The organism is Dyadobacter sp. SG02, from assembly GCF_900109045.1.
Lineage (GTDB): Bacteria > Bacteroidota > Bacteroidia > Cytophagales > Spirosomataceae > Dyadobacter.
Map to the genome: position 1 here is coordinate 509,864 of NZ_FNYL01000001.1, position 23,769 is coordinate 533,632.

19 protein-coding genes are annotated in these 23,769 nt (G+C 49.7%); 6 read left to right on the forward strand and 13 right to left on the reverse strand.

The window, feature by feature from the left end; translation table 11 throughout:
• Nucleotides 1-34: 34 nt before the first annotated feature.
• Both BMW93_RS02220 and BMW93_RS02225 read right to left on the reverse strand, forming a co-directional pair.
• Nucleotides 35-1,573: an aldehyde dehydrogenase family protein gene (locus tag BMW93_RS02220; protein WP_090373547.1), complete on the reverse strand. Its 1,539-nt coding sequence runs from the start codon at nt 1,571-1,573 to the stop codon at nt 35-37.
• 6 nt (nt 1,574-1,579) lie between these two features.
• Nucleotides 1,580-2,641, reverse strand: coding sequence for a saccharopine dehydrogenase family protein (locus BMW93_RS02225; protein WP_090373867.1), 1,062 nt, complete (start codon nt 2,639-2,641; stop codon nt 1,580-1,582).
• Nucleotides 2,642-2,753: 112 nt separating this feature from the next.
• Between BMW93_RS02225 and BMW93_RS02230 the strand changes: the two genes are divergently transcribed.
• Entirely contained in the window at nt 2,754-3,968 is a 1,215-nt protein-coding gene (locus tag BMW93_RS02230; RefSeq protein ID WP_090373548.1) for an NAD(P)/FAD-dependent oxidoreductase, read from the forward strand.
• Here the strand turns inward: BMW93_RS02230 and uvrC are convergent.
• From uvrC to BMW93_RS02250, 4 genes are read right to left on the reverse strand one after another with little or no spacing between them, the layout of a single operon-like run.
• On the reverse strand, nt 3,965-5,776 hold the full coding sequence (gene uvrC / locus BMW93_RS02235) for an excinuclease ABC subunit UvrC (protein ID WP_090373549.1): 1,812 nt from the start codon (nt 5,774-5,776) through the stop codon (nt 3,965-3,967). The two genes, BMW93_RS02230 and uvrC, sit on opposite strands and share 4 nt — an antisense overlap.
• Nucleotides 5,777-5,792: 16 nt before the next feature.
• A complete protein-coding gene (locus BMW93_RS02240) occupies nt 5,793-6,935 on the reverse strand; it encodes a glycerate kinase (RefSeq protein WP_090373550.1) in 1,143 nt (380 codons plus the stop codon).
• A 21-nt stretch (nt 6,936-6,956) separates the two neighbouring features.
• Nucleotides 6,957-9,254, reverse strand: a complete 2,298-nt coding sequence (locus BMW93_RS02245; RefSeq protein ID WP_090373551.1) for a transglycosylase domain-containing protein — start codon at nt 9,252-9,254, stop codon at nt 6,957-6,959.
• A gap of 51 nt (nt 9,255-9,305) precedes the next feature.
• Nucleotides 9,306-11,510: a tetratricopeptide repeat protein gene (locus tag BMW93_RS02250; protein WP_090373552.1), complete on the reverse strand. Its 2,205-nt coding sequence runs from the start codon at nt 11,508-11,510 to the stop codon at nt 9,306-9,308.
• A 172-nt stretch (nt 11,511-11,682) separates the two neighbouring features.
• Between BMW93_RS02250 and BMW93_RS02255 the strand changes: the two genes are divergently transcribed.
• The 5 genes from BMW93_RS02255 to atpH all read left to right on the forward strand — a co-directional run bounded on the left by BMW93_RS02255 (nt 11,683) and on the right by atpH (nt 14,924).
• Nucleotides 11,683-11,907, forward strand: a complete 225-nt coding sequence (locus BMW93_RS02255; protein ID WP_090373553.1) for an AtpZ/AtpI family protein — start codon at nt 11,683-11,685, stop codon at nt 11,905-11,907.
• Between the two features lie 406 nt (nt 11,908-12,313).
• Nucleotides 12,314-13,408, forward strand: coding sequence for a F0F1 ATP synthase subunit A (gene atpB / locus BMW93_RS02265; protein ID WP_090373555.1), 1,095 nt, complete (start codon nt 12,314-12,316; stop codon nt 13,406-13,408).
• Between the two features lie 45 nt (nt 13,409-13,453).
• Nucleotides 13,454-13,717, forward strand: a complete 264-nt coding sequence (gene atpE, locus BMW93_RS02270; RefSeq protein WP_090150806.1) for an ATP synthase F0 subunit C — start codon at nt 13,454-13,456, stop codon at nt 13,715-13,717.
• A 150-nt stretch (nt 13,718-13,867) separates the two neighbouring features.
• Nucleotides 13,868-14,362: a F0F1 ATP synthase subunit B gene (atpF, locus tag BMW93_RS02275; RefSeq protein WP_229240145.1), complete on the forward strand. Its 495-nt coding sequence runs from the start codon at nt 13,868-13,870 to the stop codon at nt 14,360-14,362.
• 25 nt (nt 14,363-14,387) lie between these two features.
• Complete coding sequence (atpH, locus tag BMW93_RS02280; RefSeq protein ID WP_090373556.1) at nt 14,388-14,924, forward strand: ATP synthase F1 subunit delta; 537 nt, start codon at nt 14,388-14,390, stop codon at nt 14,922-14,924.
• A 59-nt stretch (nt 14,925-14,983) separates the two neighbouring features.
• Here atpH and BMW93_RS02285 read toward each other — a convergent pair whose 3' ends face one another.
• The 7 genes from BMW93_RS02285 to BMW93_RS02315 form a co-directional block, all read right to left on the reverse strand.
• Complete coding sequence (locus tag BMW93_RS02285) at nt 14,984-15,871, reverse strand: sugar phosphate isomerase/epimerase (protein WP_090373557.1); 888 nt, start codon at nt 15,869-15,871, stop codon at nt 14,984-14,986.
• Nucleotides 15,872-15,901: 30 nt separating this feature from the next.
• A complete protein-coding gene (locus tag BMW93_RS02290) occupies nt 15,902-17,593 on the reverse strand; it encodes an alpha/beta hydrolase-fold protein (protein WP_090373558.1) in 1,692 nt (563 codons plus the stop codon).
• Between the two features lie 96 nt (nt 17,594-17,689).
• Nucleotides 17,690-20,230, reverse strand: coding sequence for an ATP-dependent Clp protease ATP-binding subunit (locus tag BMW93_RS02295; RefSeq protein ID WP_090373559.1), 2,541 nt, complete (start codon nt 20,228-20,230; stop codon nt 17,690-17,692).
• Between the two features lie 66 nt (nt 20,231-20,296).
• Nucleotides 20,297-20,956 (reverse strand): WbqC family protein, encoded by a 660-nt coding sequence (locus BMW93_RS02300; protein ID WP_229240146.1) that lies wholly within the window; start codon nt 20,954-20,956, stop codon nt 20,297-20,299.
• A gap of 105 nt (nt 20,957-21,061) precedes the next feature.
• Nucleotides 21,062-21,688 carry an L-threonylcarbamoyladenylate synthase gene (locus BMW93_RS02305; RefSeq protein ID WP_090373561.1) on the reverse strand — a complete coding sequence of 209 codons (627 nt, stop codon included), beginning with the start codon at nt 21,686-21,688 and terminating at the stop codon, nt 21,062-21,064.
• Nucleotides 21,689-21,719: 31 nt separating this feature from the next.
• Nucleotides 21,720-22,712, reverse strand: a complete 993-nt coding sequence (locus tag BMW93_RS02310; protein ID WP_090373869.1) for a glycosyltransferase — start codon at nt 22,710-22,712, stop codon at nt 21,720-21,722.
• Between the two features lie 118 nt (nt 22,713-22,830).
• Nucleotides 22,831-23,763, reverse strand: coding sequence for a YihY/virulence factor BrkB family protein (locus BMW93_RS02315; protein ID WP_090373562.1), 933 nt, complete (start codon nt 23,761-23,763; stop codon nt 22,831-22,833).
• Nucleotides 23,764-23,769 lie beyond the last annotated feature (6 nt).

Below are 23,769 nucleotides of genomic sequence, written 5' to 3' on the forward strand. Positions count from 1 at the left end.
GTGCAACCGATTTGTACAAAGTTAGAAATTTTAATTACTCAATCTCAAACTTTATTCCCTGCGCCAACGGCAATGCCGTGCCGTAATTGATCGTATTAGTTTGGCGTCGCATATAGGCCTTCCACGCGTCCGAACCCGATTCGCGCCCGCCGCCTGTTTCCTTTTCGCCACCAAATGCGCCGCCGATCTCCGCACCGGAGGTACCTATATTCACATTGGCAATGCCGCAATCGGAGCCTGTACAGGACAGAAACCGCTCCGCATCGCGCAGGTCGTTGGTGAAAATGGCCGACGAAAGCCCTTGCGGCACATCGTTTTGCAAAGCAATCGCCTCATCGGCGTCGCGGTAGCGGATCAGGTAAAGTATGGGCGCGAATGTTTCGTGCTGCACGATGCCCCAATGGTTCTCTACCTCCGCAATGCAAGGCGAAACGTAGCAGCCGGACACGGACGCATCGCCCTCCGGCACACCGGGTTCCACTACAAATGTACCTCCGGCCTGCCTGATCTGTTCTGCGGCATTCAGGTACTGCGCTACGGCCTGTTTGTCGATCAAAGGCCCTACATGAATGGCCGGGTCCAGTGGGTTACCAATTTTCAACTGGCTGTATGCTTTTTTCAAACGGCTTTTTACATCCTCAAATATGGATTCATGAACAATCAAACGGCGCGTCGAGGTGCACCGCTGCCCCGCCGTTCCTACCGCCCCGAAAACAATCGCCGGGATAGCCACTTTCAAATCGGCCGTCGGGGTTACGATGATTGCATTGTTTCCGCCCAGTTCGAGCAAGCTTTTACCTAATCTGCGCGCAACGGCCTCTCCCACCGAGCGGCCCATCGGAATGCTGCCGGTAGCCGATACCAATGCGACCCGCGGGTCATTCGCGAGCCATTCGCCCACGTCACGCCCGCCGGAAACTATGCATGAAACGCCCTCCGGCACATGATTATCTTTTAAAACATCCTTTATAATATGCTGGCAGGCGATAGCCGTCAAAGGCGTTTTTTCCGAAGGCTTCCATACGCACACATTCCCGCATACCCACGCGATCATCGAATTCCACGACCATACCGCCACCGGAAAATTGAATGCGCTGATAATACCTACCACGCCCAGCGGGTGCCATTGCTCATACATGCGGTGCTGCGGGCGCTCGCTATGCATGGTAAGGCCGTACAATTGCCGCGAAAGCCCCACGGCGAAGTCGCAGATGTCGATCATTTCCTGGACCTCCCCCAGCCCTTCCTGCAAACTTTTACCCATTTCATAACTGACAAGCGTACCCAGTTCCTGCTTAGACTCCCGCAGTTTCACGCCCATTTGCCGCACAATTTCGCCGCGTTTCGGCGCGGGTATGCTTCGCCATGTTTTGAAGGCGAGTGAAGCGGTTTCCACGGCGCGGTCATAATCTGCCCGGGCGCATTGCGTTACAGATCCAATTTTCAGGCCATCTACCGGTGAAAACGATTCCAGCAATACCCCGCCGCCTTCCCATCCCGATTGCCCGGTTGTTACACCGTGATTGACACCTGCGATGCCCAGCTTTTCAAGAATTACATCGATACCTTTCATACTTTCCTAGCCAATATTCTTAAAAAACTGCCCATTCATCGTCTTGAAAAAATCATCCAGCGCAATATCCTCCTGCCGGACAAACCCGCTTCCGGGCAGTACGCCATCGGCTACCATTTCCACCACCGACGCAATGGAAGCGGCCGTTGTCCACGAAATAGCACGCCAATGCTGCCCGTCGATCTGAATCGGATGGTAAGCCTGATAAAATTCCTCCCGTTCGAGGTGACTGCCTTTCCAGCCTTCCACGACGGCATACACGTACACGACGTCCTGCTGCACGGGCGGTTTGGCCTCCGTCAGGATTTCCTCTACCAATGCACGCTTGTCTTTCAGGCAAAGCTCATAGAGCACGAAGCGCATCAGGTTACAATGGCCCGGGTAGCGGATGGTCTTATAATTCAATGTATCCACCTTTCCTTCCAGCGTTTCGCACATGGTCGCAAGCCCCCCGGAAGTGCTGAATGCTTCGAATTCCTGGCCTTCGATATTGATCATTTCAATGCCTTCGAGCGAGGGTACCATTTTACGAACGCCGTTGTGGATCACCTCCGCGTCGTTCAGGTATTCGTTCACTACACCCGCGGGAGACCATGTGAACGAGTAGCCCATCTGCCCGTTCGGGTAGCGCGGCAATGCGCCTACACGAAGCTCGATGTCACGGATTTTGGTGAAACGTTTGGCCAAATCCATACCCACAATGCCGATAAAGCCTGGCGCCAGCCCGCATTGGGGTGCGAGTACGCTCCTGCTGTCTTTGGCCATTTCCCGGATGGCGGCTGTGGTAGGCACATCTTCGGTGAGGTCGAAATAATGGATACCGGCCTTGTGCGCGCGTTGCGCAATGGGCAGGTTGAGGTTATAAGGCATACAGGACACTACGGCATCGAAACCGGCCAGTACTTTGTCCAGGAATGCACCGTCGTTCACATCGCCGGCTACTACATTGAAGGGCAGTTGCACAGTCGGCTGGGCCTTATCGACCCCCGTTACCTGGAAACGTTTGCTCAGCAAAGTCGCGACGAGCGAGCCTACTTTTCCCAATCCAATCACAAGTACTTTTTGCATGTATAGTTTTAAATGGTTTTTGTTGAAATTTTTGAAGCTATTTTGAAAGATAGAAAAAGAAATTGCAGTTTTTAAAAGTTGCATGTCATTTTTGTAGGACAAATCAGGCATTATGACGATTACAATTGTGGGCGGCGGCGCTTCGGGTTTTATGGCGGCGATAACAGCTGCGGAGACGTTTCCGGACGCACATATTACCATTCTCGAAAAGAGCAGGACGGTGCTCAACAAGGTCCGCATTTCCGGCGGCGGAAGGTGCAACGTTACGCACCGGCCCCACGAGTTACGGCATTTTATCAAGAATTATCCGAGAGGCGAAAAGCTCCTCCGCAAGCTCCTGCCGCATTTCGATGCCGATTCTACGGTTGCCTGGTTTGAAAAAAGAGGGGTTCAACTCAAAACCGAAGCCGACGGCCGCATGTTTCCGGTCTCGGATTCATCCCATACCATTACCGAATGCCTGGTTAAAACTGCCAGAAACCTCGGGATCGAGATCAGGACTGGTATTCATGTAGATTCTTTTGAAAAAACCGACGATGTATTTCATTTGAAGATCGTCAATGGCGAACCCATTCTAACCGATCGCCTATTGATCGCAACCGGTGGCTATCCCAGAGCGGAAAGTTTTGACTGGTTGGAAGAACACCGGCACGGGATTGTACCGCCGCTACCATCCCTGTTTACATTCAATACGCCCGACAACTATCTGCTACCACTGGCCGGTGTTTCTGTGAAAGATGCTTTGGTCAAAATAGCAGGTACCAAACATGAATGGCGCGGGCCATTGCTGATCACCCATTGGGGTTTCAGCGGGCCGGCGGTGCTGAAACTCTCCGCCTGGGGCGCGCGTGACCTGGCTGAACAGGATTACCATTTTACGTGCCGTATTAACTGGCTACCTGAAATGAAAGAACAGGAAGTGCGGGATTTTCTTTTAGCCGAAAAAACCAATACAGGCAAACAGCAGATCGCTTCGCACGCCCGGTTCGGATTACCCTCGCGGCTTTGGAAGGCATTTACCGAAAAGGCGGAAATTCCCGACACATTGCGCTGGGGAGATGCAAGTCATAAAGTCCTTAACCGGATGACCGAACTGCTTACCAATAGCCAGTACGAAGTGAACGGTAAAACCACTTTTAAAGAAGAATTCGTGACCTGCGGCGGCATTGCATTGGCCGATATCGACCCTGACACATTGCAAAGCAGCTCCCTGCCCGGACTTTTCTTCGCAGGGGAAGTGATGGACGTCGACGGCATTACAGGCGGTTTCAACTTCCAGAATGCCTGGACGACCGGTTACATCGTGGGGAAATACATCGGACTTTAATCGCCGGCCATTGTATCGAAATAGGCACGGACCTTCTTCGCCCGGTCGAGGCCGATAAGGTCCGTCAGCGTTTCGACAGAGCTCTCGCGAATTGCGCGCACGGAGCCAAAATGCTTCAAAAGCTTCGTAGCCGTCACTTTCCCGACACCCACCACACCTTCCAGCTCGCTCACCAGACTGGCCTTGCTGCGCTTGTCGCGGTGGAACGTGATCGCGAAACGGTGCGCCTCGTCGCGGATTTGCTGGATCAGTTTCAGGGATTCTGAGCGCTTGTCGATGTATAATGGCAGCGGATCTTCCGGGAAATAGATTTCTTCCAGCCTTTTGGCAATACCGATAATTGGTACCTGTCCGTAAATGCCGAGGCTTTTCAATGCATCGCAGGCTGCGCCCAACTGCCCCTTACCGCCGTCGACGACAATCAGATCAGGCAATGGCTGCTCTTCCGCTATCAGGCGCAGGTACCGGCGCGAAACGATCTCGTTCATGGACGCGAAGTCGTTCGGGCCTATGACAGTTTTGATATTAAAATGGCGATAATCTTTTTTCGACGGCTTTCCATCCTTGAAGCAAACCATCGACGCCACCGGATTGGTACCCTGGATGTTGGAGTTATCGAAGCATTCAATATGTCTTGGCAGTGTTTTGATCTGTAAATCGGCTTTAAGACGGATCAGTACGCGATCCTTTTTAGAAGTTGTGGCGGATGCTTCCACTTCGCGGCGTTCGGTCCTTTCCCTTCTGAAATACATCACATTTTTCATGGACATATCCAGCAGCTTCTTCTTGTCGCCGATTTGCGGAACCGTCACTTCCAGCCGCATATCCAGGTCCGGTTTCAGATTCGAAATGAGTTCTTTTGCCTCCGAGCCGTACGTAGTGCGCATTTCCACGATCATCATCGCGAGGATTTCCATATCGCTTTCGTCGAGCTTTTTCTTGACCTCCAATGTCTGCGTCGCCACCATATACCCTTCCTTTATTTTCATAAAATTCAGGTAAGCAGCCTCCTCGTCGGACACGATCGTCAGCACATCGATATTACCAATGCGTGGGTTGATGACGGTAGCCTTACTCTGGAAGTTCGACAAATGCTCGATCTTCGTTTTCCAGGAATGGGCTCTCTCGAATGCCATTTGCTCGGCAGCTTCGAGCATTTTCTCCTTGAAATACTGCTGTGGCGACGTCAAGTTGCCCTTCAATATATTATGTACCTGCTCGATTTCTGCATCGTATTCGCCCTCTCCCTGCAAGCCTTCGCACGGGCCTTTGCAGTTGCCAATGTGGTATTCAAGGCAAACTTTGAATTTTTTAGCTTCGATATTCGATTTCGTCAGCGGCAGCTGGCACGAGCGGATCTGATACAATGCCTTGAACATGTCCAGCAAAGTATGCATGGAGCGCAAATTGGCGAACGGGCCGTAAAAAGTACCTTTGGTGCGGTCCATATTCCGCGTAGGGAACACACGCGGGAACGGTTCGTCGGTAACACAAATGAACGGGTAGGTCTTATCGTCTTTGAGCAGGATATTGAACTTGGGCTGCAACTGTTTGATGAGTTGGTTTTCCAGCAGCAATGCATCCCATTCGCTCAAAACAATGGTAAATTCGATCCGGCGGATCTGGCTCACGAGCCGTCTGGTCTTACGGTCGTGCTGATTATTCTTTAAAAAATAGCTCGAAACCCGGTTGCGCAGGCTTTTTGCTTTCCCTACATATATTACCTCACCGGTTTCATCGAAATACCGGTACACACCGGGATCGAGAGGAATTTTGGCGAGTTCTTCTTTATAATTGAATTCAGACATTGATTGAAATTTAGGACTACACTACGCCCCTGTTGAAGAAAAACAACCGCATCAATTGAAAAGTTGCGTCGCTCACGAGCCGGAAAGCCTCACTTTGGGCGGCATTCAGGTCCATCGGGCGGTTGAGTACCGACACGGCGTAAGTCATGCCTGCATCTCTGGCCTGCCCGGGCGTGATCTGCAAGGTGCCGCACACAACGGCCAGCGGCACGTGGTGGTTTTTGCAAAGTCCGGCGAGTCCTTTCACCACTTTACCGGCCAATGTCTGTTCGTCCACCTTACCTTCGCCCGTGATAACCAAATCGGCCTTTTCAACCAGTGAGCTGATGTTGCATTGTTCCATCACAATGCTGATGCCATCTTTCAGTACCGCATTCAGGAACCACATACAGCCCGCTCCGAGGCCTCCCGCAGCGCCCGCGCCCGGTACCTGGCTCACGTCACGCCCGAATGCACGCGTGGCCACCTGCGTGAGGTTTTCCAAACCCTGGTCGAGCTGGACGACCATGTCAGGATCCGCCCCTTTTTGTGGACCGTAAACATACGCGGCACCTTCCTTACCAAATAACGGGTTCGTCACATCACAGGCCACTATTACCGATACCAATGCGAGCCGGGGATCGGCATTATGCTTGTCGATCGACGCGATTTTTTCAAGCGATTGCCCATTGGGGAGAAGCGTATGCCCTTCCGAATCCTTAAATGCGTAGCCGAGCGCCTCCGCCATGCCAATGCCGCCGTCGGTAGTAGCGCTTCCGCCAATACCCAGAATGATCTTTTTCACACCCCGGTCCAATGCATCGACGATCAGCTGTCCCGTACCGAATGTACTCGTGCGAAGCGGGTTACGCTCCTCCGTTTTCAAAAGTCCCAGTCCCGAGGCCGCTGCCATTTCAATGAATGCCACCTGATGGTCTTCCGAAAGACCGTAAATAGCTTTCACAGGGCGATTAAGTGGGTCCATTACAGTTACCGTCACTTCGGAACCGTTGGCTTGCTGCGTCAATATCTTCGAAGTTCCCTCGCCGCCGTCAGCCAGCGGGATCGCCGTCACTTTGGCGTTGGGATATGCCTTTTTAATACCATCGGTAACGGCATCGCATACTTCCACAGCTTCCAGCGAACCGCGAAACTTGTCAGGGGCAACGAGAATATTCACGGACAGGAGTTTTAAATGGGATCAGAATAAAACACCCTCGTCGTCGGAACGTGACGGCGGGATGTAGGTATCGGTACTGTCGGTTGCTACGCCGCCGCATTCGCGGACGTAGTTTTCAGGTTTGGTAAATGGTATTTTACGGTATTGTACCAGCGTTGGATCGGCATATACTTTTTGCATAAACAATCCCCAGGCCGGCATCGCAATGCGGCCGCCCTGCCCGTAGGCTATGGTACGGAAGTGAATGGCGCGGTCTTCACCGCCTACCCAGATACCCGACACGAGGTTTTGGGTCATGCCCATGAACCAACCGTCAGAGTAGTTTGAAGTAGTACCGGTTTTCGCGGCAATCTCATTGCCTTCGGTCACGCCATATTGCCGCAGACGGCCGGCAGTACCTCCCGGATCTTCGACAGCCCCGCGCATCAGATACAGCATGTTATAAGCCATATTCGCGCTGATTTCCTGGTTCTGCTTCTGGAAAAACTCCTGCAATACATTACCATAGCGGTCTTCAATGCGCAGGATCGTCATCGGCTCCGTCCTGTGCCCGCCATTCGCAAATGCGCAGTAGGCTCCTACCATTTCATATACCGACACATCACTGATACCCAGACAAAGTGAAGGTACTTCCTGCAATTTGGAGGTGATACCGAGCTTATGCGCGTATTCCACCACCGCTTTCGGCCGTACCATTTTCATCAGGTAAGCGCTCACGGTGTTCACCGATTTACCCAATGCCTGCCGCAGCGACAGCGATTGGTAGGAATATTTATTATTGGAGTTTTTCGGAGACCATCCACCCGGCACGCCATCGGAAAGCCCGAAGAAAATGGGCTGGTCGGTCACATGGTCGCAGGGCGTCAGGAAATTTTTGTCCAATGCGGAAACATACACAAACGGCTTGAAAGTAGAACCCGGCTGCCGCGATCCCTGCTTGACGTGGTCGTATTTGAAATATTTAAAATTAATACCTCCTACCCAAGCCTTCACGTGCCCGTTACGCGGGTCCATGGACATCATACCCGCGCGCAAGAACCGTTTGTAATAGGCGATAGAGTCCAATGGGCTCATAGTTACTTCCTTTTCGCCATTCCAGGTGAAGACCTTCATTTTGTAAGGTTTCTTCATGATTTTCCACGCTGCCTCCTCGCCGAGATCCCGTTTAAGAGAAATGAAATGCGGAGAGCGCTTCGCGGCGGTGGTAATGAATCCGGGAATCTCCTTACCATTATCGAAAGTCCACGGGTTACGGCCTTTCCAGTGCTCGTCGAATAGCTTTTGCTGCGCTTTCATGTGCTCGGTCAATGCCGTCTCCTGGTAACGCTGCATGCGCGAATCGATGGTGGTGTAAATGCGCAGGCCGCTGGTGTACAGGTCGAGATCGGTGTCGTGCTCTTCGTTGTAGAGCTTTACCCAACTTTTGAGATACCCCCGCATGGATTCGCGGAAATAGGGCGCCAGGCCGGTATTATGGCTGTCGACGGTGAAGTTGAGGCCGAGCGATTTGTCTTTGTATTTGTTAAAATCGTCCTCGCGGATGTAATCATATTTATACATCTGCGCGAGAACGGTATTTCTCCGGTTCAATGCATTGGTTGGGAAACGCAACGGATTGAACAGTGTCGGGTTTTGCAGCATACCGACCAGCAATGCAGCTTCGGTAACATTCAGGTCCCAGGGCTCTTTGTCGAAATACGTTTTGGCAGCGACTTTGATACCATATGTATTATTACCAAACGAAACCGTGTTCAGGTACATCTGCATGATCTCCTGCTTGGTATACTTCCTTTCCAGCACGACAGCGAGCACCCATTCCTTGGTTTTGGCAATCACAATGCGCACCACCGGGATTTTGCCGAGCAGCCCTTCATATTCTTCCGAACGGGTATTGAAAAGGTTTTTGGCCACCTGCTGCGTGAGCGTACTACCGCCCCCGGAGCTGGAACTTCCTGAAACAACTCCTTTAAATACCCGGGCAAGGCTTCGCGGATCAATACCCGAGTGGTTGACAAAACGGGCATCTTCCGTCGCGACGAGCGCGTCGATGAGGTTAGGGGAAATTTGCGCGATGTCGATGGGCGTGCGGTTCTCGAAAAAGTATTTACCCAGCGATTTACCGTCCTCGCTAATAAGCTCCGAGGCTAGCTCGCTCTTCGGGTTTTCGAGCGTTTTCAGGTCCGGCATGGCGCCGAACAACCACAAAAAGTTAAAACTGACGGCAACAATATAGAATATGATCAGACCCAGTCCCAAGCCAACAAACCGCCAGAGACGGACAATGGTACGCCGATACTTTCCGGGTTGCAATTCAAGCATAGATGTGGGGTGATAGGTTACTGGAAAAGGCAAATATACAATTTCAGCCTATTATCTTTTGCCCATCGACAGGGAATTGAATTCCTGCATTTCTTTCAGACGGGGCAGGTAAGTGCTGGTAGGATACAGCCGCATGAACTCCGTAATGGCCTGACCATAGGCTTCTTTGCCCCGCACTTTGCCGATCAGAAATACGCGTAACAATGCGAACTTATCCTCCATGGAACTGCCTTTGTAGGATGGCAGGTTTTTCTCGATATCTTCCAGCGCTTTGGTGTAATTGCCGTCGGCATAGAGCTTGTACATCGCTTCATATTCCTTCGTCGCATTACCGGATGTACCGCCGGTATCCGTCGTTTTATTAACCAGTCTGGCATACGTGGACGTCGGGTATTCACTTAGCAGCTTCGACTTCCAGGATTCCTTCTGAGCCGTGTTTTCTTCATTACTCAGGAAAAGCAGGTAATAAATCTCGTCCTTGTATTGTGTTTTGGGATATTCCGAGAGCACACGTTCAAACGCCGCAATGGCCCGATTGGATTCTTTGAGATCGAAACGATAGATCTTGCCCAGGTTGTAGAGCGCGTCTTCCTTCTTCTTTTGTGATGCCGCAAATGCCGTATCCGATAATGGCACATCCTTTTTTAGCTCCGCGTGGATCTGGTCCCACTCGGGCGTACCTTTTTTCAAACCGGTATTTTCCTGTGTTGTCTGTGCCACGGCGGTGCTATCGGTGCCTCCCGCAGCGTTGTTCCCCGCGAGCGAGCGCAACGGGCGGCTGCTACGGCGCCAGTCGTCTTCCAGCGGGCGGTTACCCCAAGCTCTTTTAAAGTCGATTTTACCTTTACTAACCAATGCAGGATCGAACAGTTCGAAGCGACGTTCTCCGCCGGTGGCCAGCGGATTTCCCCCACCTTGCTGCATACTTGCATTTTGTGCGGCAATTTGCGCTTTTCTGGCTTTCTCTTCCTCTTCCAGTCGCTTTTTCTCTTTGGCTTCGATAATCGCGTCGATCTTGTTATCCAATGCGGCCGGGTTCATTTTGGCCAGTCGTTGCAGGCTGTCTTCCGCCGAAACGATGGTGTATTGCGTCACAAAATTGTCGAGTGCGCGTTTTCTGTCGGATACGAGGCGATATTCGGGGGCCTCCTGCGGCAGAATAGCCAACGCGCTGTCGTAATAGGCTTTCGACATTTCGAAATTTTCAAGTGACTCATATTCGATCCGCGCCAGTTGGAGGTAAGTATAGGCCTTTTGCTGCATATTGCCTTTGGACGCCGCGGCGGCTTTTTGCAGGTAACTCACCGCTTCCGGAATCTGTTTTTTGTGTTCCGCGAGCAAGCCCATCGTGAAATACACATGGTCTTTCAGGTCGTCGTTTTTACGATCTTTCAACATTTTGTCGAAACCCACATTCGTAAGGTCGCGCTCCGGGTTCAGTACCACCTGGTTTTGCAGGGAATTCATGTTGGAATAAAATCCAAGGTCGTAGTTGGGCTTATTCTTGTTGACACTTTTATAATGCCTGTTGGCCAATGCATACTGACCGAGGCGGTCGTACATCTGTGCCGCCGCGAAATGAATGCGGGCCGTTTCAGTGGATTTCTTCAAAAGCGGGAATGTCTCTTCCAGGATCGCCACGGAAGTCAGGTATTCGCCGTTTTGCTGGTGCAAATATGCTTTGGTCAGATAAAAATCGCGTTGCGAGGTTTTGCTGAGCGGCTGTTGACTGAGGTATTCTGCTACGCCCAATGCATTGGAATAGTCCTTATGCTCGATGTACGCCCGCATGAGCAGGATGAGCGCATTGTTTTTGTCGTTATCGTCACGCCCGTTGGCATATACGTAACGTAACGCTTCGAGGCCATCGGCCCACTGACCGAGGTACAGCCTGGATTTACCCAAAAGGATATAACTATTGTCGATCCACTTGCTGTTCTGATGCTTTTCCGCCACGATAGACGCCTTTTTGATCGCGTCCTGCAACTTAGGCTTCACCGCCTGCGCGCGAACGGAGTCCATCGGCAACAATATGGGAAGCAGCTGGTTGTAATTCTCCTTGTAAGCCTTTTGCATTTCAAACTCCGCTTCCAACATATCCTGCTCGGCCATGAAATAGGCATTATACCGCGCTGCTACGTTGTGAAATGTAACGGCGCCGGGGCGTGAGCTGTACTGCGAACACGCAGCCACGACGATGAGCATGACAAGTAGCGGTAATGTGCGTCGGATATGGGAGGTAAAGCGGTCGATCACGAAATTGACTTTATGGGGTGTTTCTGTTCGGTCAGGTTAGCAAACCTAAAACGGCATTTTCAATAATTACGTATCGAAGATAATGCCATTTGCAAAATTTGAAGCAATTTTACCCCGATATTCTACCATTATCCTTCAACCGCGTTTTTAACCCAAATGGAAGCTGCCGATTATGGAAGACCCTAAAAAGCCATCGGACAAAGGCCAGTCGACACGCTTCCTGAAATACTCGGGGATGGCCATGCAAATGCTGGGTACCATTCTGGTGTTCACCTGGGGCGGTTACAAGATCGACGAATGGCAGCAGAACAAAGTCCCGGTATGGACGCTCGTGCTATCTCTCGCTTCCATTGCAGCCTCGCTGTACCTTTTAATAAGAAGTTTTACCAAACGATAATTGCTCCCGCCGACGCACGCGTATGCTACGTACCCTGATCGCTACTATTTTACTGGGAATTGTATTTTTCCTTGCTCAAAGATTCCACGCGGATTCTTTTCTCCATCCCTATATATGGTATATTCTCATCTTCTTTTTCGGGCTCGCATTTCTGGTACACCGGCTGATGGAGTTCGGAATGCGGAACAAGCGTGAGAAATTTGTCACATTTTACATTTCAAGCATCGTTGCACGGATCATTCTGAGCATCATCTTCATCGGCCTGTTTTTATACAAAGGGCTAACTGATTCATTCCTATTCGTTATCGACTTTTTTGCACTCTATTTATTTTATACATGCTTTGAAATATATGGTTTGTATCGTAACTTGCGCCGCGATTGACAAAGCATAGTATTTCAAGCATTTATGTATACCCATCTGAGACGGTTTTTTACTATCGCCCTTATAGCGGCAACATGCGTTTTTAACCTACCGGCCCGCGCCGACGAACCTACCCAGCACGATGCCGGAAAGGTCGCCCAGGCGGTGAACGAGGAAGAGCATAAAATTGAACATAAGCTTGAAGAGCACGAAGCGAAGTTCAATATCGGAGAAATGATCATGCACCACATTGCCGACTCCCACGAATGGGAATTCTCGCACGGTGTTTCGCTTCCCCTCCCGGTGATCCTTTATTCGGAAGACCGCGGTATCGAGGCTTTCTTGTCTTCTAACTTTCACAACGAGCACCACGAATACAAAGGATACCACCTGGTACATGGTGAATCGGAGCAAATCGTACCGGTTGACGAAGCTCGTAAAATCTACGATTTCTCGATCACCAAGAATGTAGCTTCCATGCTCATCAGCGCAGTGATCCTGATCCTCGTTTTCACAGGCGTTGCCAGCTTCTACAAAAACAGCAAAGGCAAAGCACCGAAAGGTTTCGCATCTGCGATGGAAGTGATCATCCTCTTCATCCGCGATGAAGTAGTGAAACCCAATGTGGGACCGAAATACGAAAAATACCTGCCTTACCTGCTCACGTTGTTCTTCTTTATTTTGATCAACAACGTCATGGGCTTGCTGCCGGGCTCGGCTAACCTTACCGGTAACATCGCCGTTACGTTAACCCTCGCGGTATTGACATTCATCGTGGTTCACCTGAATGCAAATGGCAACTACTACAAACACCTTTTGGCGCCGACAGGCGTACCAGCTCCGCTGTTGATCATCATGATCCCGGTTGAGATCGTAGGTGTGTTCATGAAGCCATTCTCTTTGATGGTCCGGTTGTTCGCCAACATTACGGCAGGCCACATCATCCTTCTGAGCCTTTTCGGTCTGATCTTTATTTTCCAAAGCTTCGTGATCGCCCCGGTAATCTCCCTGTTCGCATTGTTCCTGAACTTCATCGAGATCATGGTCGCATTCATCCAGGCATTCATCTTCACACTACTATCGTCCATGTACATCGGAAGCGCTATCGAAGAACATAGCCACGCCGACCACGGACACTGATTCGAATCTCTTTTTTATTAATTATATTTTAAAACAACAACAATTATGTTCGCTCAAATTTTGCTTCAAGCTGCTGAACAAGGTGGTGCAGGTCTTGCAGTTTTCGGTGCTGCAATCGGCGCAGGTCTTGCTGCTATCGGTGCAGGTCTTGGTATTGGTAAAATCGGTGGTAGCGCTGTTGAAGGTATCGCCCGTCAACCAGAAGCTGCTGGTGCAATCCAAACTGCTATGTTGATCATCGCGGCTCTTATCGAAGCGGTAGCGCTTTTCGCAGCGGTAATCTGTCTGCTTATCTCTTTCAAGCTTTAACAGAGCTTCCCGAAAGGGGAATGTCGTCCCGGCGCGCTAGGCCCGGATGCGGCTTAAAAACATTCTCGTGGGAGCATTAGGCTTCCACGAAATTTTAATAAGAAGAGAGAAGATTTTAGATCGTTCTTACACTCAAAAACTCATTTAACTATGTCATTGCTTACTCCAAACCCAGGCCTTATTTTCTGGATGCTGGTAGTATTTTTGCTGGTAGTGTTCATCCTGTCCAAGTACGCCTGGAAACCAATCCTGAAAGGTCTGAAAGACCGCGAAAACGAAATTCAGGGTGCACTTGACCTCGCTGAAAAAACCCGTGCTGAAATGGCACAATTGAAGTCGGACAACGAAAAACTGATCGCAGAAGCGAATGCAATCCGCGACCAGATCCTTCGTGACGCGAAAGATGCATCTGACAGGACTATCGCCGAGTCGAAAGACAAAGCGGCTGTCGAAGCACAAAAAATCATCGAAAGCGCTCGCGAAACCATCCGTAACGAACAGGCGGTGGCTGTGAGCAAGATCAGGAAAGAAGTTGCTACGCTTTCATTGGAAATCGCTGAGAAAGTATTGCACCGTGAACTGGAAGACAAAGGAGCTCAGGAAAAACTGATCGCCGACCTGGCTTCGTCTGCGCGTCTTAACTAATCAGCATTCTTAATCCAAAATTCCGATGTCAGTAAGTATTGTAGCATCCAGATATGCAAAATCGCTGATCGAGCTGGCGAAAGAACAGAACGTTCTGGAAGCGGTTTATCAGGATATGTTGCTGTTCAAAGATACAGCAGACAAGAACCGCGGCCTGATGCTTGCATTGAAAAGCCCCGTGGTACGTCACGAGAAGAAATCGGGTATTCTGAATGCCCTTTTTAAAGAGCGCGTAAGCCCGGTATCATTCGCGATATTCGATATTATCACCAGAAAGAACCGGGAATCTATTCTCGATGAAATCGCGGTGGAATTCATCAAAGCCTATAATGTTCACAAAGGAATCGAAAAAGCGACGGTGGTAACTCCTACCCCGCTCACCGACGAACTTCGTAAACAATTCACCGATATTGTTGCCAAGGCAACCGGAAAAACGGTCGAACTCGCCGAAAAAGTAGACAATGCTTTGATCGGTGGATATGTATTGACAGTGGGCGACCGCCAGATCGACGCTTCGCTGCGCAGCCGTTTGAACGAACTTAAATTACAGTTAGTAAACTGAAATTTTTATCTGCATAATTTGGAAGACCCGGCTGCTATGCGGCCGGGTCTTTTTTTATGCTAAACTTTCAGCTTCACGACGTTCTTGTAGCTCGTCTCGATAGCTTGTACCGGCGGTACTTTCGCTACGTCCTGTTCTACAAAGAAATGCGTCATACCCGCGAGTTTGCGGTTATCGAAGATCTTCTTGAAATCGATGGTACCTGTTCCTACCTCGGCGAATGAACCATCCTTCTTATCGATATCCTTCACGTGCCAAAGCGGGAAACGGCCCGGATATTTCTTGAACAATGCTATCGGATCGATGCCTGCTTTCACAGCCCAGTACAAATCCAGTTCCAGCTTCACGAGTTTAGGGTCGGTTTTGCCTGCAATGTAATCGTAGGGTAATTCGCCGCCGATTTTCTTGAATTCAAAATCATGGTTATGGTAGCCAAATTGCAAGCCTGCTTTCTTCGCTACTTCGCCCGATTTGTTGAACAGGTCGACATACTTTTTGTACTGATCGATCGTCTTGCGCTCAGATTCGGTCAGGTAGGCGCAGTTCACATATTTCTGCCCGATTTCAGCTGCGTCGTCGACCGCCTTCTGCCAGCCGTTGCTCAATGTCCCTTTGGCGGTTTTGTTCTCCACACCGGCGCCATAATGGCCGCTTACCGGGTTCAGGCCAAGGTCGCTGAGGATCTTCTTGAACTCCTTAGGCGTTTTACCGAAGAATTTGCCGTCCGAGTAGCCGTAAAGCTCCACCTCCTTGTAACCAATTGCGGACACCTTTTTGAGCGTACCCAACAGGTCTTTCGATATTTCATTGCGCAGCGTGTACAATTGCAAACCGATCGGCGAAGAGGCTCTCACATCCAGGTTCAGTTTTGAGAACATGGGTGTAGCCAACATGAATGCGCCGGCTTTGAGGAACGATTTCCGGGAAATCTTTTCGTTGTAATCCATTGGTTAAGATCGAAAAATTTAAAAATAAAACTACGGGGTAATATCAACGGCACCAGAGGCCGAAAGCTTGCGCTTTGTATCGTCGTCCAACTTCCAGTTTTCAGTGAAATAGTTGTCGATCAGCAGATTGGTGGATGAATCTTTGAAGAAAATAATATCCTTAAATTCCGAAAGCCTGCGGTGCATGACCGGTACGAACGGGAAACCTTCGTCTTTCATCCCGGCCCACCAGGGCAAACCGGAGCTTACCGCCACATAATGCCCTTCCATGGGCACCACGTAAAACAGCCCGTGCGAAGTGTCGCCTTTCTTCAGATGCACCGGAAGCTGATCCGCATACTTGCCGATCATTGCATTGCTTTCTTTCGTACCAAACAATATCAAATTAGAACTCTCAATATCGCTCGGGCGAACTTCCTTATCGGCCAATACCCGTGGAAAGAACATCACACGCCCCAGGAACTCGCCCCGGTATTGTGACCAGCTCGCGGCCTGCGTAGCAATATCGACGCGCTTTTTGAGCTCCTCGGGAGAGGGATTGTCAGACGTTCCGTATACATACACGTGACGCGAGGAAAATGCGCCATAAATCGGACCTTCCGCCCCCTTTTTCTTACCGGTATAGATCGACATGATCGTAGCACCTTCCACAGCCCATTTTCCGCCCGCCGACTCGCGGAACAAGGTTACCAGGCTATCCGTCTTCGTATTCACATTCGATCCATCGATTTTCAATGCCAGCGCAGCACCCGGTCTGAATTTGGGATGGCCCTTTAAATTCAGGGTAAACTTTTCCAGGTTTTTGGTCGTAATCTCCAATGCATTCTCTTTCGTGAACTTCGCATCGATCTCAGCCAACTTGCCGTACGCGAACTTATTGAACTGCACCCAGAATGCCTTGTCATATTTATACTGCTTGCTCACAAACCGCACGTGTTCGGGATACGGATTGCGCTTGTAGTCGTCAAACCATTGGAAAATATACTCATTGTCATAAGCATTCACCCAGCTGTCATGCTTCACGTCGACAAATTCCTTGTAACTCACTTCCGCACCCAGGTCTTGTAAATGGCTTACCCATTTCTGTGTACCGGCCACGGGTACCACCGGATCGGCGTCGCCGTGGAAGAAATGAACGGGCAGGTTAGTTGCATTAACGGCAAGGTCGAATGTACCGGCGGGCGGCGCGGGGCACACGGGCGCGATGGCCGCCCATATATCCGGGCGTGTGAGGCCGATCCACAATGTGCCGCCCCCGCCCATTGACAGACCCGTCAGGTAAGTGCGGTCTTCGTCGATCTTAAAGCGCTTTTTGACATCCGCAAGCACGTCATACACGTCCTGCTCGGGGATGCCCTGGTAACCGGCCGTACCGCGCGCGTAAGGCGAGGCAACAATGTAATCGACATTATCCCATTTCGGGAAGTAGCGCGTCGCTTCCACGTCGGTTTCCCCTTCCGCATTGCTTTTGCCAAATACGCGTCGCAATGCGAGTCTGTGATTCGAGCCGGCGCCGTGGAGCATGATCACGAGCGGGTACTTTTTGCTTTCGTCGAAATTCTCCGGAATGTAAAGGCCGTAAGGTTGTTGAGTATCGTCGGCGTCGGAGAAAAATGTAAGAACCTGCGGGCCCGGGGGCAATTTTTGTGCAAACACGGAGGTATTAATGGCTGCAAGACTGAGTGTTATGCCCAGCACAGCGGTTTTCCAACTAGATCCCATTAGTTATACGAATTTTCGATGGCTAAATATAAATAAAAAAGGCAGGTCTTTCGACCTGCCTTCCAAGCTACTTAATGCTTTCCGAGCGACGCGAATCTAGTTCGCCAGCTCTTCTTCTTTTTTACGAACACTTATAACGAGTTGTTCACTCTTCTCTTCATGATCGGCTACCAGTACATCGCCTTCGCGCAGGTCACCTTTCAATATTTCTTCCGCAACGGGATCTTCCAGGTATTTCTGGATCGCCCGGTTCAAAGGACGCGCTCCGTATTGCGGATCGTAACCTTTTTCGGACAGGAAATCTTTCGCAGCGATGGTCAATTCGATTTCGTAACCCAAACCTTTCACGCGGCTGAACAATTTGCCCAGTGAAATGTCGATAATGCGGTGCAGGTCTTCGCGTTGCAGCGAGTTGAACACGATCACATCGTCGAGACGGTTCAGGAACTCCGGAGAGAATGCTTTACGCAATGCGCTCTGGATCGTACCTTTCATAATATCGTCCTGATTGTCAGATCTCGCTTTGGTAGAGAAACCGATTCCCGATCCAAAATCTTTCAGGTCACGCGCTCCGATGTTCGAAGTCATGATGATGATCGTATTTCTGAAATCGACTCTTCTGCCCAAACCATCCGTCAAAATACCGTCGTCGAGTACTTGCAACAGGATATTGAACACATCCGGGTGCGCTTTTTCGATCTCATCGAGCAATACAACACTATATGGTTTGCGGCGGATCTTTTCGGTCAGCTGGCCACCTTCTTCGTAGCCCACATATCCCGGAGGTGCTCCTACCAGACGCGATACGCTGAATTTCTCCATGTATTCGCTCATATCGATACGCACCAGCGAGTCGTCTTTATCGAAAAGATAAGTCGACAGTACTTTCGCGAGCTCTGTTTTACCTACACCGGTTGGTCCAAGGAAAATAAATGAACCGATTGGTTTCTTAGGATCTTTCAAACCTACACGTGTACGCTGAATGGCTTTCACCAGTTTCTCAATCGGTGGGTCCTGACCAATGACCTTCGCTTTCAACTCGTCGGCCATATTCAGCAATTTCTTGCCTTCGTCCATCGATACGTTAGTGACAGGGATACCTGTCATCATCGCCACCACCTCGGCTACATTGTGCTCGGTTACGGTGTAACGTTTCTGTTTGGTTTCTTCTTCCCAGGCCAGTTTCGCTCTGTCCAACTGGTCGATCAGCTTTTTCTCACGATCTCTCAATTGCGCAGCCTCTTCGTATTTCTGGCTTTTCACCACCCGGTTTTTCTCCTGTTTGATATTCTCGATCTGCTCTTCGAGCATCAAAATATCCTCAGGAACCGTGATGTTGCTGATATGCACCCGTGCACCTACTTCATCGAGTACGTCGATGGCCTTATCGGGCAGGAACCGATCGGTGATATATCTTTCCGAAAGTTTCACCGCCGTGCTGATCGCCTCAGGCGTATAATTCACGTGGTGGTGATCTTCGTATTTATCCTTGATGTTGGTCAGGATCTGGATCGTTTCTTCGATCGAAGTCGCATCCACCATTACCATCTGGAAACGACGGGCCAATGCGCCGTCTTTCTCGATGTACTGGCGGTACTCGTCCAGCGTGGTAGCTCCGATACATTGGATTTCCCCACGGGACAATGCAGGCTTGAACATATTCGAAGCGTCCAGTGAGCCCGATGCACCACCGGCGCCCACGATGGTGTGGAGCTCGTCGATGAACAGGATCACATCCGGTGATTTTTCCAGCTCGTTCATCACAGCCTTCATTCTTTCTTCAAACTGGCCACGGTATTTGGTACCGGCCACGAGCGAAGCAAGGTCAAGCGTAACGACACGTTTGCCGAAAAGCACACGGGATACTTTTTTCTGAACGATCCGCAATGCAAGGCCTTCCGCGATGGCTGTTTTACCAACGCCCGGCTCACCGATCAGGATCGGGTTATTCTTTTTACGGCGGCTCAGGATTTGCGCAACACGTTCGATCTCTTTCTCACGTCCGACGATCGGGTCGAGCTTGCCTACTTCCGCCATTTTGGTCAAATCCCTTCCAAAGTTATCCAGGACAGGTGTACGGGATTTTTCAGCACCTTTAGATTCTTTACCGGAAGAAGAGCCACTTCCGCCTCCAAACATTCCGCCTCTGGCTTCATCATCCCCGTCTTCGGTCTCCGGCCCCATATGAGGTCTGGATCCGGATGATTGATATTCTAACATTTCCTTGATGACTTCGTAGTTAACATTGAACTTATGCAATATCTGGGTACCTACATTGTCTTCATCACGCAATATCGAAAGAAGCAAATGCTCAGTGCCGATGAGCGTACTTTTGAAAATCTTGGCTTCCAGATATGTAATCTTCAATACCTTCTCCGACTGCCTCGTCAGAGGGATATTCTGTAAATTTTTAACGTTGTTTGTGGCTGCACCTTTCGTTGCCTGCTCGATCGTCTGGCGGACATCGTCCAGCGACACACCGAGCTTTTTCAGCAACCCTATGGCTACACCATCACCCTCACGGATCATTCCTAATAACAAGTGTTCTGCACCAATGTAATCGTGACCCAGGCGGAGGGCTTCTTCCCGGCTCATTGAGATTACCTCTTTCACTCTATTCGAAAATTTTGCTTCCATTGTGTAGCAATAAAAAGTGTTTATGTATTCTAAACGCTACTTCATCCCCGTTTGTTCAAAATAGCTTTATTGAGACTTACAGGATCTTAACAAAACACTTTTTGCTTCCGGCCCCATATTAAACAGTAAATCAACAATACTTAAATTCCCCACAAAATCATTCCCGAAGGTCTGGTAATAAGGCGCAGGGTTGTAATATTTATGCAAATTCGGCTGTTTTCTGTTGTTTATTAGTGAAATAGCGTTTAACGCTCCTTTTTCGGCGATTTGTTCACCTGACAAATTGTACTGAATGTCCTTTTTTATACCAGTCAATCTAAGACAAATTGTCAACAATTCATAGTTCAAATCGACCAGGTATGCCAGCTTCTTTTCGTAAACACGCACAAACTCGTGGGCGTAATACTCGTAAAATGGGGACTTTCCGTAGGCTGACTGCAGGCAACCCAGATGGCGTCTCGTCCAATCCTGGTTATAGTCGATCAAAATATCTTTCGTGGAGCTCGCTGCCTCATATCCTTTCACCGGGATCGTCAGCGTATCTATTTTATTGGTAGTGAGTACATTGCAGCGATTTCTGTAAGTCTGCTTCACATACCTCTCCTCAATATCGATGTAGACCCGGTCGTACTGTAATAGACAAGTAAAATACTCTAAACAAGGCAGATACTGCAATTCAATCCGTACTTCCGTGGACTGATCCTCTTTAACTAAAAAATCCGACACTATCAAATATGGTAAAGGCTTATGATATTATCAAAAAATTTATAATAATTATTTTGTACGGTCAACAATGTTCAACAGCAACTTAAATCATTACAATTTTTGATCTCACAGGAAGATACTTACATCGCCCAGACCTTCGCGGATGACCTCAAAATCATCGCCGTCGGCCTTCACTATCGTAGACGCCACGTTGCCGCCGTAACCCCCATCCACCACCATATCCACCAGGTTCTGGAACTTCTCGAAAATTAGCTCGGGATCGGTTGAATACTCGATGATCTCGTCGTCGTCGCGAATGGAAGTCGTTACGATCGGGTTCCCTAACTCTTTTACGATCAAACGTGGAATAAGGTTGTCTGGCACCCTGATTCCGACCGTTTTTTTATTGGTATTCAAAAGCTTGGGGACGTTACTCGTCGCTTCCAGGATGAACGTATACGGCCCGGGTAACACCCTTTTCATGGTTTTGAACGCCGTATTGCCCACTCTCGCGAAGTCGGAAATGTGACTCAGGTCGTAACAGATAAATGAGAAGTCGTTCTTCTGGGGTTTGACGCCTTTGATACGGGCTATTTTCTCGACTGCGCGTGTATTATAAATGTCGCAGCCCAAACCGTACACCGTATCGGTCGGATAAATCACCAAACCTCCGTCGCGCAGGCAATCGACTACCTGACGGATTCGGCGCTCGTCAGGGTTTTGAGGATAAATTTTAACAAACTCAGCAGGCATAAGGGAAATTTTACTTTCTGACCTAACAAAATCAAAATGCAAATCCTTCCTGCGGGGCTATTTTTTTTAGGTTTTCGATGTAGAACCTGTAAGCGAAATTCACCGGCAAATGCAGCCTGCACATCAGGACGATCAGCTCTGTCTGCAACCCGGGGTTCTCGATATAGTTCAATAACCGGCGAAATCGCACCGCCAGTTCAAACTCCTGGGCATACAGACATTTGCGTATAAATGTACGTATGCGCTCCGCCAAAAGATCGAACTCCTTTTGATCGCGGTTGAGGTCATAGGCTTTGTTGCAAACGGCATAGTAAGATTGCAACATTCCGCTGCCTTTTTTGTAAACACCCGTGGAAAGCGATGTCTTCAATACCCGCTTCTTTGTCAGGACTTCGTCGAGGTAAAAGTATTTAAAACGTACCGACGACCGGACCCAGAAATCGAAATCTTCGAATGCAAGTGTTTCGTCGTAGCCGCCCAATTGCTGCAATGCGGCTGTCCGCATCATCATCGTAGGCGTGCATATGAAATACCTTTCGAGGATATTTTTGTAAACATCGCCCGAAGGCACCTTGCAGGTTGCATGGCCTTTGCTGTCGATATTATAATGATTATGCAGCAACTGACCCGCCTTTCCGATATAACGCGCATTCGAAAATACGACGGCGTAGCTGTCAGACAGCCCTTCGAACGCTTCAACCTGCTTTTCGATCCGGTCGGCGATCATGACATCGTCCCCTGAAAGGTCGATCACGTATTTGCCTTGCGCGATGGCGAGTCCCTGATTGAATGCCCGGCAAAGTCCGATATTATTACGGTTGCGAATTACCTGAAAGGCTGGCGCCTTTCCTTTAAAACTTTCGATGACACCCAGCGTATTGTCTTTGCTCGCATTATCGATTACGATCAGCTGGATGTATGCGTAAGTCTGGTAAAAAACGGAAGCCAAAGCTTCCTCGATGTACTTCTCCTGATTATAGGCCGTCAGGATAACTGTAACGAGTGGTTTTTCTAAGTTTGTCATGATGTACGCTCCATGCGGTCCCTTCATTACGGTGGTGTATTCGGAGGGGGAAAGGGCACCGCAGCACAAAATTACCAACAACAAACCGGAGATGCCGATAATGTTATTATCCGGCAAATCACCGCTTTGCGCTGTGCCTGGAAGTTAACCGCCCACGCGCACGGTTAATGCTCGCATTGATTTCAAATCCCAGAATAATCACAAATGCCATCAGGTAAATCCAGATCATCAGCGCGATCATCGTGCCAATGGAACCATAAAGCTTGTTGTAAGAGCTGAACCGGGAGAGATAGAAGGAAAATCCGTAGGTGGCCGCGAGAATGAGAATGGAAGCGATCACCGAGCCCGCATTCAGGAACGTGAACTGCCGCCCGTGCGAGGGCGCGAACCGGTAGATAATCGAGATCGTCAGCATCAGCGAGCCAAAGCTGATCACATATCGCAGGATGTTCAGCAATGCGATCAGCCAGTTGTCGCGTATGATATGCCATTCGCCGACGATGTTCATCACGGCGTCACCGACAATCAGTAACACGATCGAAAGGAATAGTACGGCAATTAAAAGCAATGTGAGGAGCATCGCAATGCCCCTGATCGCCAGGAAACCGCGCGTTTCGGTATCGTCATACACCATATCGAATGCCCGCATGAGCGACATCATGCCATTCGTGGAAGCGATCATCGCAAAAATAAAACCGAGCGAGAGTACGCCTGAACGTGGACGGCTTACGATGTCCAGGATCGTCTGATCGGCGGCTTCGAAGGTACCCTGGGGCATATTATCGCGCAGCAGTTGGAGGATCAGCTGATCGAGATTATCAATCGGAATGTAGGGAATGAGGGTAAAAAGGAAGATGATCCCCGGAAAAGCGGCTAATGTGAGGCTATAAGCCACCGCCGAAGCCCGCTGGTCGATCTCATGCCTCTCATTACTGCGTACCAGGTTCAGGATAATGTCGTACAACGACACCGTTCCCCGGAACAGCATCGTTTGCTGTAACCAGGTGATAATGCTTTTGATGTGGCGGTTTTTCAGCAATTTTTCAAGCATAACCGG